Source organism: Bacillus norwichensis, assembly GCF_014836955.1.
GTDB lineage: Bacteria > Bacillota > Bacilli > Bacillales > Bacillaceae_C > Siminovitchia > Siminovitchia norwichensis.
Genome location: NZ_JACSPV010000039.1, coordinates 26,895 through 43,111 on the forward strand (window position 1 = coordinate 26,895; position 16,217 = coordinate 43,111).

Below are 16,217 nucleotides of genomic sequence, written 5' to 3' on the forward strand. Positions count from 1 at the left end.
AGCCATGGCTTTGTTACGTTATGAACAATATACACAATCAAGTTAGGATCGTGAAATAAAAGGGTTATTAATGTATGAAGGAGGAACAGACTAGACAAGTATCATTCAAAAAGAGGATATCATGAAAGAGGCGGCCAAGCACCTGAAATGATTTCCGCGAAACGGGAACTAATATGGCTGTGTGTGACAGTGGAAAGAATATAGATTGGGTGAGCTGGAATGGAGAGAAGAATAAGAACGGAGAATGTAATAATCGATTGAGCAACAGCCCTGCTACTCAATCGATTAGTTTTCCTGTAAATTTGATACGTTTGCTGAAGGAAGGATTACCTCAACAATTGTCCCTTTTCCGATTTCACTTTCAAAAGTAACGGTCCCCCGATGGTTTTTAATGATCTGTCGGCTGATCATAATTCCAAGACCAGATCCTTCCTCTTTGTTCGAATAAAATGGCTTGCCAAGACGCTCTAATTTCTCAGGTGAAATTCCTGTTCCTTCATCTTTTATCATAATGGAAACACCCTCATCCACCGCAGCTACTGAAATGAATATTGTTCCACCCAGCGGCATCGCTTGCATCGCATTTTTGATCAAGTTCAAAAGAGCTTGCTTGATTTGTTCAGGTGAGCCATTCACCGATGGGAGGTTCTTTCCAAACGTTATGAACACCTTGATATTGCTTTCCAAAGCCTGTGAATTGATCGCAAGGAAAATATCGCCCACAATGTCCTTTAAATTAATTAAAATAAAATCCTGCTCTGGATAAGGCTGCGCCAACATTAAAAACTCATTAATAATGGACTCGATTCTCTCCGTTTCCTGAATGATCATTTGTTGATATACATTCGATTTATCCTGATACATCAACTGCAGGAAACCTTTAATCGTCGTCAACGGATTTCTGATTTCATGGGCAAATCCAGCAGCTATCTGGCTGAACAAATTCATCTGATTAGTCTCTTCTGAATATTCATCGTTTTTTCTCCGATGAGTGATTTCACGTGTAAGATTAAGAATCTTTGATACGTTTCCAGAAGAATCAGTAATAGGAATAGTCGTTGTCCTGAGCCACCTCTCCTCTCCTTTAACCCGATATTCTATTTCGGCAGGAGATGCTAAGGGGGACTCGAATAGCTGAAAAAGCCGCTCAACATCCTCTGGATACAATCTTTCCCTTATAATGGAGGGATCCTTCATAATTTCTTCTATATCCATTCCCCAAAATATAGGGACAGATGGACTAATGTACAAAATTTTCCGATCCAAAACATCATATAAACTAATTATTTCATTTATCCGCTCGACCGCATTTAGATCGTTACTTCTATCTTTGAATTCCTTCGCAACCATCGTGACCCCTTCTTTCAGGAAGCTCTTCCTATTTGTTCATTTTAGCAGAAAGGAAGGTAGAAAATAACAAATATTGTTTGTGTATTGGGAGAAAAGATGTTTAAAGGTTAAGATTTTTGAATGGTTAATTTCAATATGTAATTTTTTAACAAAAATAGCTACCATTCTGTCCCTATCAGTTTCTTCATGATCGAAGATAAGGGAAAAGAGCGTAAACCTTAAGAATCTACGCTCTTATTTTTCCTTAACTGTTTAGACTTTTATAAAAGCCAGCAGTAGAAGAATGAATGTTCATATTGATTACTTTCGTTTCAGTGTACTCTAGTAAACTGTTCTTACCAAGGTCTCTTCCAAAGCCGCTTTGTTTAAATCCACCCCAAGGCAATTGATTATTAACAGAGTGGTATTTATTTATCCAAACAGTACCTGCTTTCATGCTTTTCGTGACTCTTAAGGCCCTAGAAAAATCATCAGTGAATACTGCGCCAGCTAAGCCATACTTCGTACTGTTAGCCAATTTTACAGCTTCTTCCTCAGTGCTAAATGTTTGAACTGTAACAACCGGACCAAATATTTCTTCCTGAACAATACTCATGTTATTAGAAACATTTGTGAAAATAGTAGGCTCTATAAAATAGCCTTTACCATAATCCCCTTCAATCAGCCGCTTTCCGCCAGCTGCTATGGTTGCCCCTTCTCTTTCTCCTGTTTGAATACAGTCAAGAACTTTATTCATATGGGCTTCAGATGCCACAGGGCCCATTTCTACCCCTTCATCCAGCCCATTTCCGATAACAATCTGCTTGGCGTGTGCTGTCATCTTTTCTATAAACTCCGGATAGATATCCTCATGAATTAAAATTCGTGAGCCAGCTGAGCATACTTGCCCTGCTCCCAGGAAAATTCCAAATAAAGCATATTCCACAGTTGTGTCGATATTAACATCTGGAAAAACGACAACAGGTGATTTTCCACCAAGCTCCAGCGTCACTTTTTTCATTGTTTCAATGCTATTTGCCATAATCTTTTTCCCAGTTACAGTACCGCCCGTAAAAGATACCTTATCCACAAGCTCATTGGATGTGAGTTCATTTCCAATTACTCCTCCAGCTCCAAGAACCAGATTGACAACGCCCGGAGGAATATCTAATCCGGACATAAGTTCAAAAAGTCGTATCGCGGACAATGGTGTAGTCTCTGCCGGTTTAAATACAGACACATTTCCGGCTGCAAGACATGGAGCCAGTTTCCATGCTGCCATTTGAAGCGGGAAATTCCACGGGACAATTTGCGTACAAACACCAATCGGCTCATGAATAACGATGCTATCTATTGTTGAATCAAAGGTTTCACCTAATGAAGTTCTAACTAAGCCAGCATAATAACGAAAGGCATCAGAAGCCGTTTCAACATCGGAAAGCGCCTCTCTGAGAGGTTTCCCGTTATTCATTGTTTCTAGTTTAGCCAGTTCTTCTTTATGTTCGTCTATGAGACTAGAAATTTGCAATAATAGGTTTGCCCGATCTTGTGCGCTAAAACTTCTCCACGGCCCCTTATCAAACGCTTTCCGAGCTGAGAGAATCGCATGTTTGACATCTTCAACTGTACCTTCAGCTACTACAGCAATAACCTCTCCGGTTGCAGGGTTCAAAATTTCACGTGATTGACTATCTTGACTGTTAACCCATTCGCCGTTGATATACATTTTTTTAACGTTAAATGGCATGTTATTTCCTCACTTATTCTGTTTTTGCCTTAGTAATATCGAATGCGTAAATAAACTCATCCATTCTCGCTTTGAAATTCCATGCACTATTTAATCCATAAAGGTCAAATTGTTGAAACAACGGTATCCAAGGAAGCTCTTCCCTAAAAATGCTAAGTGCCTCGGAGTATAGTGTTTTTCTCTTATCCTGATCTAATGATAAGCTCGCTTCTGTAGCAACTTCGGCCAGTCTCTCATGATGGAAATGTGTAGGATTCCAAGGCTTAGGATGGATAAATGCATTTCTGTATACTTCATCAGGATCAAAGGTGAAATTTCCCCATCCTACATAATACATTTGATCATACTTATGATCTCTGAAGCGTGATATAAATGGTCCCCAAGGTTGGACATCTACTTCCAGTTCAATCCCAACTTCTTTAAGCTGCTCAGCTATGTTCCATGCAATTTCTTTATCCTGTGTAAACCGGCCATCAGGAACTTCTAATTTTACTTTTACTCCGTTCTCATAGCCTGCCTCTTTTAATAATTTCTTCGCTTTTTCCGGATTGTATTCAATTGGTTTTTGGTCCTGATCCACTCCAAATGCTTGTGGATAGACAGGGCCGTTAAGCGGGTAACCGCATCCCAATAGTTCTTCGTCTATAAACTTATTTACATCAATACCATGAGCAATTGCGTGACGCAGCGTTTTGTTTTTCAATATTTCATGGTTTGTATTAATTCCCATATAAATAACCCCGACACTCGGTGTGCCTGCAACTGTCAGATGCTCATATTGTTGAACGTTTTCCTGCTCAGATGGAGGGAAGTTTGCTGTTAAATGAATATTACCTTCAATCAATCCCTCAATTCGATCTGAACCATGGGGAACAGCATGAAATTCCAATACTTCAATATCTGCTTTTCCAGCCCAATAATCATTGTTTCTCTCCAGATGAACTTTCCCTGCTTCTCTATCCCATTGCTTGAATTTAAATGGGCCTGTACCACTTGGCTCCTTCGAAAAGCGTTCTTCACCAATGGACTCAAAGTAATCTTTTGATATGATCATTAATCCCGCCAATTGCGCAAGGATATTAGGGTCTGGCCTGTTGAAATTCACTTTTACTGTGTATTTATCCAATATATCTACTGATGTCATGGAATTGAATCTACCAGAAGGAGGAAATCTCTCTTCATTAGCAGGATCTACCATTCTCTCAATGGAGAACTTCACATCCTCAGCAGTCAGTTGATTGCCATGATGGAATACTGCATCCTGACGTAAATGGAAGACTAATTCTTTACTGCTTTTTTGTTCCCATTCAACTGCAAGGTGAGGAACAATTTCCATATCTTCATTCCGTTTGACAAGAGAGTCATATACTTGCAATAAAATATTCGAGGTTGTAGTTTCTGAGTGAGCAAAAGGATCAAGTGTAGATGCATCTGTCCCTTGCGCAATAACAAATTTTTCCGACATAAGACACACTCCTACATAATTATTTATTTTTAAGAATGACTAGCTCGATAAATTCCCTCTAACAGAAGTGGAAGACTTCTGCTGAATGAAGTTAGAAAATGAAGGATGAGTCAATCTCCCATGCTGCATTCACTTCATTTCCCTCTGCAATTTGGAGGTGAGTAAACTCTTCCGGGGAGAGTGAGCACATAAAAATTTTATCTTGAACAGCCGTTTTAATACCGAATAGGTATCTGTCTCCAATAAAGTGGATAAATTCGACCTTCCCCTTAATGCTATTTTTCTTGTCCAAAGTTTCAGATGTTTTGGACAATACAACATCTTGAGGTCTGACCATTACAATGCTGTCCTTAATTTCTTTCTCTCTGTTTTTAATAGAGATCTTTGTGCCGTCTGCTAATACTCCGCTTACAACATCGCCATTACTTTTAACGTCAGCTATTTTCATCATATTTGTTTCCCCAACAAAGTCAGCTACGAAAGAATCTGCTGGATTGCTGTATATTTCAGTTGGCGTACCGAGTTGAGCGATTTTTCCTTTATTCATTACCGCTATACGATCCGATAAAACCATGGCTTCTTCTTGATCATGAGTAACAAATATAGCTGTAAATCCATGTTTTTGCTGAAGCTGTCTTATTTCAACTCTCAAAAACTGTCGCAGCTTCGCGTCCAAATTACTTAATGGTTCATCAAATAATACCATGGGTGGGCGTAGCACCAGTGCTCTTGCCAAAGCAACCCGTTGTTGCTGGCCTCCTGATAACTGCGTAGGAAAACGTTCTTCCATTCCAGATAACTGAACGGATTCCAATACATCAGTCACTCTTTGTTTGATTTCAGATGGCGACACTTTCCGTCTTTTGAGGCCAAAGGCAATATTATTAAAAACAGTTAGGTGCGGAAAAAGTGCATAGTTTTGAAACACCAGACCAATATTCCGTTTGTGGGTCGGAATGCTGCTTAATTCTTTTTCTCCCAATTTTATAGAACCGCTCGTCGGTTTTAAAAGTCCCGCAATCATTCTTAAAGTGGTTGTTTTCCCGCAGCCACTCGGACCTAATAACGAGATGAATTCCCCTTCTTTAATGCTTAAATCCAAATGATCCACGATGACATTTTCTCCGTATTGTTTGCAAAGCTTGCTAATTTCAAAATGGCTCATTTAAAAACTCCTTCCTACCCAAAGAAACTTTTCTTATCAATAAATTTCATACTAATAAGCCCAAGGATGACTGTCCCAATAATTAAAACCGAAGAAATCGCGGATATAGATGGATCTAAGTTAAATTGAATATCTGAATAGATCAGTATTGGCAAAGTAACCACATTTGAACTAGTTAGGAACAGGGCTACTACAAGCTCATCGAACGAGATAATAAATCCAAAGAACGCTCCTGAAATCAATGCTGGTCTGATTAATGGCAAAGTGACTAAGAAAGTCGTTAAAAACGGAGAAGCCCCCAATACCCGTGACGCCTCTTCCACAGAAGGATTCAACTTAGACAAACCTGCTGAAACTGCTCTTATCACATAAGGTATTGTTAATACTGTGTGAGCAAGTATCAACCGGACATAAGCATTGGTAACACCAAGATTACTGAAAAGGATTAACAATCCAATTCCCAGTAGTAAAGTTGGCACGATCAGCGGGGATAAGAATAAAGAACTGATCAATCCTTTAAATTTAAAGTCATATCGTTTTATAGCCAATGAAATCATGATCCCTAAAACCAGTGCAAATCCTGTAGAAACAATCGCAACAATTAAGCTATTTATAAATGGTTGTAAATAACGACCGTCAGTAAAGACGTGTTCATACCAGCTGAGTGTAAAGCCTTTCGGTGGAAACACCAAGTATGAGCTGTCACTAAACGACGTTAGAATCACAATCAACAATGGAGCTGCGAGAAAAATGTAGAATAATATATTTAATATCTGAAACACTTTAATGGGGCGCATTGTTACTCAGCTCCTTGTGGTGAAACTTTTTTCATTGCTTTATTGTAAAAGCTGATAATAATTAACACAGTGATAAGCAGGATGACGGAAACGGCTGAAGAAAACGGCCAGTTTAACAGATTCATCGTTTGATTGTAAACTTCTGTTGCCATCACTTGAACTCTTGGGCCACCGATTAATGCTGGAGTGATATAGAAGCTGATTGACATTGAAAACACCAATAATGTACCAGCTAAGATTCCTGGAATTGAGAGCGGTAACGTTACAAGCCAAAAAACTTTTCCTGGCGAGGCTCCCAAGCTTTCTGCTGCGGACTCTACATTTAAATCCAAGCCATCCAATACAGGGTAAAGAATAAGAACCATAAACGGCAACATGACGTGTGTCATGGCAATAACTACGCCTGTCGACGTATATAAAATTTCAGCTGGTTCTGAGATGAGGCCTATTCCCAAAAGAGATTGGTTAATTAGACCATTTTTACCCATAATTACCATCCAACCAAAGTTCCTTACCACTGCACTCGTTAATAACGGAAGAATAACGAGAAGCAACAAAAGATTTTGATATTTAGGATTTGAGCGAGAGATTCCATAAGCGATGGAATAACCCATGATTAAACAAATGATGCTTGTTGCTAACCCGATCCAGATTGTTCTCCACAAAATTCCTAAGTAGTGGGGATCTGATAAAAATCGGAAATAATTCTCTAGTGTAAAGGCTGCTTCCATTCCCGCGCCGGGTTGGGATTTAAAAAAACTGAACAGTACTATTTGACCCAAGGGGAACAGAAAGAAAAAGAATAGAACTAATAGACCTGGTGCCATTAAAATCCAATATGGGGGTATTTTTTTAGACATCCATTCACCTTCTTACAAATATTGAGAAAAACGCAAGGCGCGCAGCCTTAGGCGACAAGTACAGGCGAACCTTAATGAGGGAGTTCCCCCAAAGTTACTCATTTCAGCTACATCGTGAAAAGCTTCCTTTAGTACGCTTCACGCAGCTTTGCGACGAGGGAAACATATGCCTTCTTGAATAAGCTGTGCCGCATGAGCACATTTTTCCTGAATGAACTTCCGCGTGACTTGATCCTTGCGCCGATGGCGCCTGGCCGCTCAAGCCTATGGCTTCGGTGGCACTTGTACTACTTCCTATACGGTGACAGCTCAGGGCACGACACCCTATCGCTTCGCTTGCACTTGTACTTCCTGTACGGCGGCAGGCTCAGGGCGCGACGTCCTGTCGCTTCGCTTGCACTTGTACTTCCTGTACGGCGTACTTAACATAGAAAAATTAAATTGGAACTAAATATTTCATCTGATTTTATACTTGCTTGTCTTATTAGAAAGGGCAGCACCTGCCACTGCCCTTAGTGCTTTTATTGGCTGATCATTTTATTCCAACGGTCTGTCCAAGCATCTTTATTATTATTTGCAGCTTCCCAATTCAAGTCTACAAGGCTGTTTACAGCTTCTTCTCCATACGGCATCACTTTCGCTAATTCGTCAGAGATTTCCACATTTTTATTTGTTGGTGCAAAACCAGTTTCCTCTGCAAAAGCCTTTTGAACTTCCGGTCTCAATGAGTAGTTGACAAATTCTTGTGCCAATGTTGGACTTTCTGTACCTTTAACTACCTGCATATTGATGAATACTGCCATCGCTCCTTCGTCAGGAATGACAAAACCAATAGGTTGACCTTGTTTACTAAAGTTAAATGCATAACCAGCATCATACGGTGCAATTACGACTTCCTCTTGTGCGAACAAATTCCCCATGTCTGGTGTTGTAGCTACAACAGAAGCTGTATTTGGTAGTAAAGTTTCAATTTTCTCAAAACCTGGATCAATATTGTCTTCATCGCCACCGTGAAGCTTTGCCATCATGGCAAGGAATTGTAATCCATAGGTGTTAGAAATATCAACTAATCCGACTTTTCCTTTATATTCTTTTTTCCATAGATCTTCCCAAGAGGTTGGCGCTTCTTTCACAAGTTCTGTATTGTATAGTAATCCCAGCGCATCGAATGCAATGGCAGGACCATAATTTGTTTTCTTTGCATTGTCATAAAGCTCGCCAGTGTTCTTAACAATATCAGAGTCCATTTCTATAATTAAATCCTCTTTAGCAGCCTGAATTTCCTGTCCGCCCGAGAATTGAACGACGTCGATTTCAGGTGCGTTCTTCTGTGCTCTTAGCTTAGCCAAGGCATCAGCAGAGTATAATGTAACCACTTCCACTTCTGCGTTAAATTCTTTCTCAAATGGTTTAATCAGATATTCCATTTGAGCTTTTTCATAATCACCGCCAAAGGAAGTGACGACTAATTTATTAGGCTCTTCTCCTCCACCATTATCGGATTTTCCTGGTTTTGCATCATTTCCGCATCCAGCCAAGACCAAACTACCTGCCAACAATAGACTACCTAAAGCTTTTTTCATACTCTTGTCCCCTTTTATATAAATTTTGTTTTGCTTCATCAATCAACCATTTAAACAAACCTATTCCTGCATTCTTTTCTTCCTTCATCATTTCTGGATGCCATTGAACAGCAAGAATGTCGTTTCTTCCTAACACAGCAATTGTTTCGATAATGCCATCTTCGGATTTACCGATTACTTCTAAACCCTCTCCCAGCTGTTCAATTGCCTGATGGTGTACACTATTGACCTTTAGCTGATGGTGAGAAAAAATCTTTTTTGTAAAATCATTCATGACGATTTCTACTTCATGAACAGGTTTCTCTCTATCCTCTACCACCCAATGATTGATGTGTGTCGAAGTGGAATCATGTAAATCAATGTATAATGATCCCCCTTTGTAGACATTTAGTAATTGCATTCCTCTACAAACAAATAAGATGGGAATTTCTTTAAGCAGTGCTTCTTTAATTAAATTGAATTCGTATTGATCTCTAGCATCTGAAGCTGGAGGATAATCATTCTTATAATCCAAATAATATTTCGGGTGGATATCTTCTCCTCCGGCAAAAATAATAGCGTCCAAATCAGCTAATTGATCTTTTATTGTATCTGGATTTACGATTGGTAAAAGAATGGGTATCCCGCCAGATTGTTCAATTGATTGAACAAAATCATAACTAAAAATTGAAAGAGCTTGTTTTGGTAACCCTTTAATGATTCCTTCCTTGTTTTCAATACTGGAAAGGCTATAACCAGAGATTCCAACTCTGATTTTTTTATCCCTCATCATAACACCTCATGGAGTTTTTCTTATGTTCGTTTTCATTCTCTAATAATTTCTTCAAGCTTATTAGTTGTGCCGAAAATATGGTCGTACATTACTTTTTTAGCTGCACTTTTATCTTGTTTTTCTATTGACTCTATGATGAACTGATGTTCCTCATAGGTTTTCTTTCTGACATCCTCGTTAAAGGGCAGAAGATCCAAAGCCGGATTGATTTTAGTCCTAATCATGCGAACTGAATTTTGGAAGTAGATGTTATTAGCTATTTCCGATATTTTCAAATGAAATTTCACATCGTTTGATCGGAATTCTTCCCGCTCACAGGGGCCAGATATTTGACCATTTAATTGATGGAGCTCCTCAATCTTTTCCTCGCTAATATTGACAGCAGCCAATTTAGCTGTATATGGCTCTATAAAGTTGCGATATACAAAGATGTCCTGAAAATCTTCCCACTGGTTAATCAAGCTTTCCTTTGTTTTCTCATGTATCTTTGCTGTTAAAGGAAGAATAAAGGTTCCGCCTTTAGCACCTCTTATCTGCTCCACTAATCCTTCCTCTTTTAACCTTTGAATAGCTTCTCGAACAGTCAGTCGACTCGCATTAAAAATGCTGCACAATTCTCTTTCTGGCGGTAATTGCTCTTCAGGCAAGATTTCCTTCAGAATAATCGACTCTTTTAATTGTTCAAAAATGTGATCGCTTACTTTTTGAGCAGAAACATGCTTTAAACTAGATAAATCCGGATAATTATTTGAAGTCACTATATACCTCCTTATCAAATGCTCCTTGGCGTATTTGCGCCCAGATTTTATCGAGCTCCGCCCGACATATCCCTCTGAAAATCTGTGGCATCCGCCGGAGGCTTCAACTTGATTCAGCCGGGATTTAACCCCCACTGAATGGAATACCAATGTGCATCACCTCACCACTTACAGAAGTGGGAGACTTCTGCTGAATGAAGTTAAAGGTTTAACGTTTGAACCTTATACCAAATAATAAAACATAGGAAAATATTTTGCAAGATTTTTTTTACTTAAAAAGAACATAATCTGCCCGAAATTACTTTCATATGCAAATTATCAATAAAAAACCCGAATCCATATCAACAAGGACCCGGGTTGTCTAAAAAATTCCTTCTTTATTCTACTGATTGGTAATCATTTCCTTTAGTCGGCAGTTTGGCTTCCTTTCAACAGCTTAGCCCATTCAGTAACTATTTCCCTGCATAACTGCGTTGAATATAATAGAGATGGCTTAACCTGTTGATCAATATTACCTATAAAACTGGGACTCTGCTTTAATATCCATTCTTTCTCTTCATCCACCCATCTATCTAAAATAACTTCATTTACCTCCGGATGGAATTGTAATCCGTAAATATTATCTTTAATACGAAATGCTTGATTGACACAATGGGCACCTGATGCCAAAAGGGTTGCCTCCTCGGGCAATTCAAAATAATCTTCATGCCATTCCATAAATGAAAAAGTATCTGGCAATTTGTTGAATAATGGATCTTTCTTTCCATCAGCGGTCTTTTCCAACTCCGTTATCCCAAATTCCGGCTTGGGCATCTTCCTAACTTTTTTATTAAAAGAGCTCGCAATCAGTTGGGCACCAAGGCAAACACCCAGAACTGGCCTATTGCTCTTGTAAAAAATTTGAATGGCCTTTTTAGCGTCTGTAAGAAATGGAAACTCGGCATCATCATTGGCTCCCATCGTTCCCCCAAGTATGATTAAACCGTTGTAATTGCCAAATTCTTTCGGAAGCCTATCGTTTTCCTCCATCCGAAAAATCTCATAAGTTTCCCCAGTCGAATCTAATGCTTTAATAATTTCTCCAGGCGGAGCAAGATTGACTGGTTGGATGACTAAAACACTCACTATACTCCCTCTTTTCAGAAAATAAGTTTAGCTCCCAATCACAGATATATTTTGATCATTTAATAGGTTTCCCTGGTTACTCCTTTCTTAGTGCAACATTATTTAGCTGAAAAACTATTACATCTCATTTTCTGAGTTTACTAAATAGTCTTCTAAAGACACTTGCAGACTATCACATTCGCTAAATTCTGAGTTTCAAATAAATTTAATTTATGGTTTTATACGAGACCATATTCTTTAACAGTTCAATGACCTGGCCATTATTATTAACTAACTATTCCCCTATATCTTTATCCAGCTTTTTCAGTTATATTATTAATTCCTATGAAATATAACAATCTATCGAGATAAATTAGTTGTACCCCATTTATTATTCCACTTTAATGTTGTAGCAATTAAAACTTTTATTGTTTGAAAATATGATTCAATATCCACACATTCATTGACCCCGTGAATTCTTTCAGATTTTGGACCATATATAATGGCTGGAATTCCCTTTCCTGCATAAAAAGCAGCATCTGAAACAGCAACAAACCCCTGGAATTCTGGTGCAATATTAAATTCTCTATGAGAACTACTGCATGTTTCAACTAGTGGGTGGTCTAGAGATGTATCTACTGGTGGAAAGGAAATGCCTCTAATTCCCCATTCAATCGTAGGAACATGATCCTTCAACCAATCATCCGTCAGAGAAACTTTTTTGATAAAATTTTCAAATTCCTCTTTTACCTCTTTTTCATTTTCATTAGGTAAAAATTTAAGGTCAAACTCAATGATACAACTATCGGGAGTGATAGCAGGATTAGTAGTGATTTCCGGACCTTCCTGGCCTTTGCTGGCTCCTCCAATCATAACACCTGGATTTATAGTGGTAACTCCATAAGGTAATAGAGGATGCGACTTTTTCCGAGCCCAAGTTCTTTCAAGGTCTTGAACAGCTGCTATAATCTTCGTTGCTTTTTCAATTGCATTAACTCCTTCTCCGCTGTAACCTGGATAAATATCACTATACCTCCAGCCCGCATGGGATGAGACACCTTCAATATGAATCCGAACCCATTCTAATCCTCCTTCCGTCGGATTAATGATATTAGCAGTTGGTTCGGTTACAATTACACCACCCCCACTTGAATATTTTTCTAGGACTGCCCTTGATCCGCTGCCTCCTCCTTCCTCATCTACAACAACATGAATTTGTAAATCATTTTCCAGATAAATTTGATGATCATGTAAAAACTTTGCGACAAGTAAATTCGCTGCTACTCCAGCTTTCATGTCTCCTGATCCACGGCCGTATAGCTTCCCATCGCGGATTACTGGATCCCATGGATTCGTATTCCATTTATTTAAATCCCCTGGTGGAACAACATCAATATGACCGTTTAATATTAAACTATTGCAGGTACTTTCACCTTTTAGTATGCCGACCACATTCGGCAAATCTTCTTCAACTTCCCAGTAGTCTACTGTCATCCCATGTTTAATCATAAAATCTTGAACATAATTTTGTAACTTAATAGTTTCTTTTCTGTCAGCTGTTTTTGAAAATTTCGGATTTATTGTCTGAAAACGAACCAAGTCTTCTAATATCCCTATACATGTTTCCCTTTGACTCTCTAACCACTGCTCAATAATTGTTCTCATTTAAAATCATCTCCACTGTTAATTCCAAGTATGAAAATTTAATACTTACTATATACCCCATAATCATAGTTAGGAAAAAATTTGGCGGATTTGCGCCCAGATTGTATCGTGCTTAATTTCCTATGAAAATCTGTGGCATCCGCCAGAGGCTTGTAAGTTTATTCAGCTGAGGTTTGAAAGCCCACTGAATGGAATACCAATAGGTACTCATCTCACCACTTACAGTAGCGAGAGACTTTGGCTGAATGAAGTTAAAATCTATCCGAAAATACTTTCAGTTCCCAATCACTAATATATTGCGTGAATTTTATTGATTCTGTTCTTTTAACTTTAATAAACTCTTCCCAAATTTCTCTCCCAATAGACTCCGCAAGAATCGTATCTTCCTCCAAAGCATCCATTGCCTCATCAAGAGTACGTGGAACCCAATTCACTCCTTTTTCCAACAACTCAACCTCGCTAAGGCTACTTACATCCACCTCCATTGGTTCTCCAGGTTCTATTTTATTTTTTATTCCATCCAATCCAGCTGCCAATAAGCATGTAGTTAATAGATATGGGTTACAGGTTCCATCTGCTCCTCTGAATTCAAATCGTCTTTCTCTTCGCTTTTCCGGAATTCGAACTAAAACTGAACGGTTGGCAGATCCATAACAAATATGAGCTGGGGCCCAAGAACCAGGTTGCATACGCTTATAGGAGTTGGCGCTAGGAGCACCAACGGCGATGAGTGAACGAGCGTGTTTTAATAAACCTCCAATAAAATAATAAGCTTCTTCAGAAAGACCAAATCCTTTTTGGTCTGCAATATCCTTGAATAAATTGTCGCCTTCCTCATTGTAAAGACTTATATGAACATGGAGGCCACTCCCTGCCAGATTGGAAAACGGTTTGGGCATTAATGTCCCTATCAAATCTTGACTTCGTGCTACTTGCTTAAAGACATGCATAAATGTTACTTGATCATCTGTAGCCTTCAAGGATGGAGCGTATTTAAGATTAACCTCTACTTGTCCGGGACCATACTCACTTGAAATTTGCTCCGTCTCAACTCCCATCTCTTCCATTGCATAAACAAAGGACTGTATAAATTCCTCTTGCATGTCAATACCATCAGAAGAGAAACAATGACTGTTATCGGCAGGAACTCTTTTTCCATTCTCTTCTTTTAGTAAATAAGCTTCCTGCTCATATGCCATATAGAGCTTTCCATCTAAGGCAGTTTCCAATTCTTTTAAAAGCCTTTTTAAAGCGCCTCTCGGACACCCTGGCCAAGGTGAACCATCTACATCTACCAAGTCACACAACATTCTAGCTGTATTTTTTCGGTAGGGCAGTATGGCAAATGTTTCAGGATCCGGGACCGCAAAAAAGTCACCGTCATTCGCCCCGTACATTGGATTGGGGATATACTCATCAAATACATCAAAGCTCATAATAGCTGTACTAAAGTTTACTCCTCTTTCCATTGCAGCTCTAAGTCTATTTTTCCGAATCGTTCTTCCCCTTGTAACACCTGCATAGTCTAAAAATTCAATTCTAATAAACTCAATATTTTTTTCTTCTACTTGTTTTAATACATTTTCTATTTGTGGATTCTTGTTTACTGTCAAGTTCATTTGCGCTCTCCTTTTTGTTTAATAAAAGCATATTCGGTGAGTATCTTTGCACCTATGGGGATTACTTTTCCTTTAAATTGAAACTTCGGATGATGTAAATCAAAAGCTTCCTTATCCATTTCCCGAATACCTAAACGAAAATAACAACTGGAAACTTTATCTGCAAAAAAGCCAAAATCGTCAGCGCCCATAGAGACGTTGCTCAGTTCGTTGATATTCCCGGTACCGATGATTTTTGCCGCCGCCTTCCTAACTTTTTCAACGGCAACTTTGTCATTCACAATTGAAGGAATACCATCATCGTAATTAATATCCGCTTCTCCTCCATACTGTTTTGCCACTTCGGTAACAAAGGAGATAAACTTACTTTTTATTTCCAGTCTTGTCTCTGGGAAAACAGAACGTATTGTACCTTCCATTCTTACTTCATCTGCTATTACATTCCTGGCGCTCCCGCCATCAACTTTTCCCACATGAATAACTAGTGGATCGGCCGGATCCTTCCATTTTGCTGTAAAATATTGAAGGGAGCGTATGATTTCAGCACCGATTGAAATAGCATCTATTCCTTCATGAGGTCTGGCCGCATGGCCGCTTTTTCCTTTGATCGTAATGTCAAAATCATCACATGCAGCTGTAACCGGTCCTGTTTTTATTCCTATTGATCCAAGTGGAAGCTTTGGCCAGAGGTGAAGGGCCACAACCTCTTCAATTTTAGGCTTCTGAAGTACCCCTTCGTCGATCATGATTTTTGCGGCACCATCCGCCTCTTCTCCCGGTTGAAAAATACACCTGACCATTCCCTTTAAATTATGCCTAAATTTCCATATATGGTAGACTGTGCCCAATAAGATCGTTGTATGTCCGTCGTGTCCGCACGCATGCATGACCCCTTCTCGTTTTGAGGAAAAAGCTAATCCGCTTTCCTCATGGATAGGCAGTGCATCGATATCGGCCCTAAGTGCAATATTTGGACCATCTCCGGCTCCACCCAATATATCAACAACAACGCCTGTTTCTGCCATCACTTTAAAAGGTATGCCCCAGTTCTCAAGGCACGACTGGATATATTTGCTGGTTTCATATTCCTTGAACGATAATTCCGGATATTGATGAAGATGCTTCCGGATCTCAAATAATTCCTCGTCAAGATTCTGATCCCACTTCCATGATGTATGTTCTTTCATGTCATTCATCCTTCCTGCATAATGCCTATATCTACTAAATTATCAAATGCGCCTTGGCATATTTGCGCCCAGATTTTATCGAGCTTAATCTCGATAAATTTTGTATGAAAATTATTTCCGCTAGAAAGCAATACTTAAGTAAGCCCTCTATTCCTATTTTTTAAAA

At 39.0% G+C, this 16,217-nt stretch carries 13 protein-coding genes; all 13 read right to left on the bottom strand.

Annotated elements, in window-relative coordinates; genetic code table 11:
* Nucleotides 1-285 precede the first annotated feature (285 nt).
* Complete coding sequence (locus H9631_RS17440) at nt 286-1,350, bottom strand: PAS domain-containing sensor histidine kinase (protein WP_191815058.1); 1,065 nt, start codon at nt 1,348-1,350, stop codon at nt 286-288.
* A 244-nt stretch (nt 1,351-1,594) separates the two neighbouring features.
* Entirely contained in the window at nt 1,595-3,076 is a 1,482-nt protein-coding gene (locus tag H9631_RS17445) for an aldehyde dehydrogenase family protein (protein ID WP_191815060.1), read from the bottom strand.
* A gap of 13 nt (nt 3,077-3,089) precedes the next feature.
* Entirely contained in the window at nt 3,090-4,541 is a 1,452-nt protein-coding gene (locus H9631_RS17450; protein ID WP_191815061.1) for an ABC transporter substrate-binding protein, read from the bottom strand.
* A 91-nt stretch (nt 4,542-4,632) separates the two neighbouring features.
* On the bottom strand, nt 4,633-5,706 hold the full coding sequence (locus tag H9631_RS17455) for an ABC transporter ATP-binding protein (RefSeq protein WP_191815063.1): 1,074 nt from the start codon (nt 5,704-5,706) through the stop codon (nt 4,633-4,635).
* A gap of 14 nt (nt 5,707-5,720) precedes the next feature.
* Nucleotides 5,721-6,503 carry an ABC transporter permease gene (locus tag H9631_RS17460; RefSeq protein ID WP_191815065.1) on the bottom strand — a complete coding sequence of 261 codons (783 nt, stop codon included), beginning with the start codon at nt 6,501-6,503 and terminating at the stop codon, nt 5,721-5,723.
* A 2-nt stretch (nt 6,504-6,505) separates the two neighbouring features.
* Nucleotides 6,506-7,363 carry an ABC transporter permease gene (locus H9631_RS17465; RefSeq protein WP_191815067.1) on the bottom strand — a complete coding sequence of 286 codons (858 nt, stop codon included), beginning with the start codon at nt 7,361-7,363 and terminating at the stop codon, nt 6,506-6,508.
* A gap of 521 nt (nt 7,364-7,884) precedes the next feature.
* Complete coding sequence (locus H9631_RS17470; protein ID WP_191815069.1) at nt 7,885-8,946, bottom strand: ABC transporter substrate-binding protein; 1,062 nt, start codon at nt 8,944-8,946, stop codon at nt 7,885-7,887.
* Nucleotides 8,927-9,715 (bottom strand): gamma-glutamyl-gamma-aminobutyrate hydrolase family protein, encoded by a 789-nt coding sequence (locus tag H9631_RS17475; protein WP_191815071.1) that lies wholly within the window; start codon nt 9,713-9,715, stop codon nt 8,927-8,929. Before H9631_RS17475 ends, H9631_RS17470 begins: the two co-directional genes overlap by 20 nt.
* 35 nt (nt 9,716-9,750) lie before the next feature.
* On the bottom strand, nt 9,751-10,476 hold the full coding sequence (locus tag H9631_RS17480; protein WP_191815073.1) for a FadR/GntR family transcriptional regulator: 726 nt from the start codon (nt 10,474-10,476) through the stop codon (nt 9,751-9,753).
* A gap of 405 nt (nt 10,477-10,881) precedes the next feature.
* Nucleotides 10,882-11,601 (bottom strand): type 1 glutamine amidotransferase, encoded by a 720-nt coding sequence (locus H9631_RS17485; protein ID WP_191815075.1) that lies wholly within the window; start codon nt 11,599-11,601, stop codon nt 10,882-10,884.
* 339 nt (nt 11,602-11,940) lie between these two features.
* Complete coding sequence (locus tag H9631_RS17490) at nt 11,941-13,245, bottom strand: M20 family metallopeptidase (protein WP_191815077.1); 1,305 nt, start codon at nt 13,243-13,245, stop codon at nt 11,941-11,943.
* Between the two features lie 251 nt (nt 13,246-13,496).
* The gene (locus H9631_RS17495; protein WP_191815078.1) at nt 13,497-14,864 is read right to left on the bottom strand and encodes a glutamine synthetase family protein; all 1,368 of its coding nucleotides are present in this window, start codon (nt 14,862-14,864) and stop codon (nt 13,497-13,499) included.
* Nucleotides 14,861-16,051, bottom strand: a complete 1,191-nt coding sequence (locus H9631_RS17500; protein WP_191815080.1) for a M20 metallopeptidase family protein — start codon at nt 16,049-16,051, stop codon at nt 14,861-14,863. Before H9631_RS17500 ends, H9631_RS17495 begins: the two co-directional genes overlap by 4 nt.
* Between the last annotated feature and the right edge of the window lie 166 nt (nt 16,052-16,217).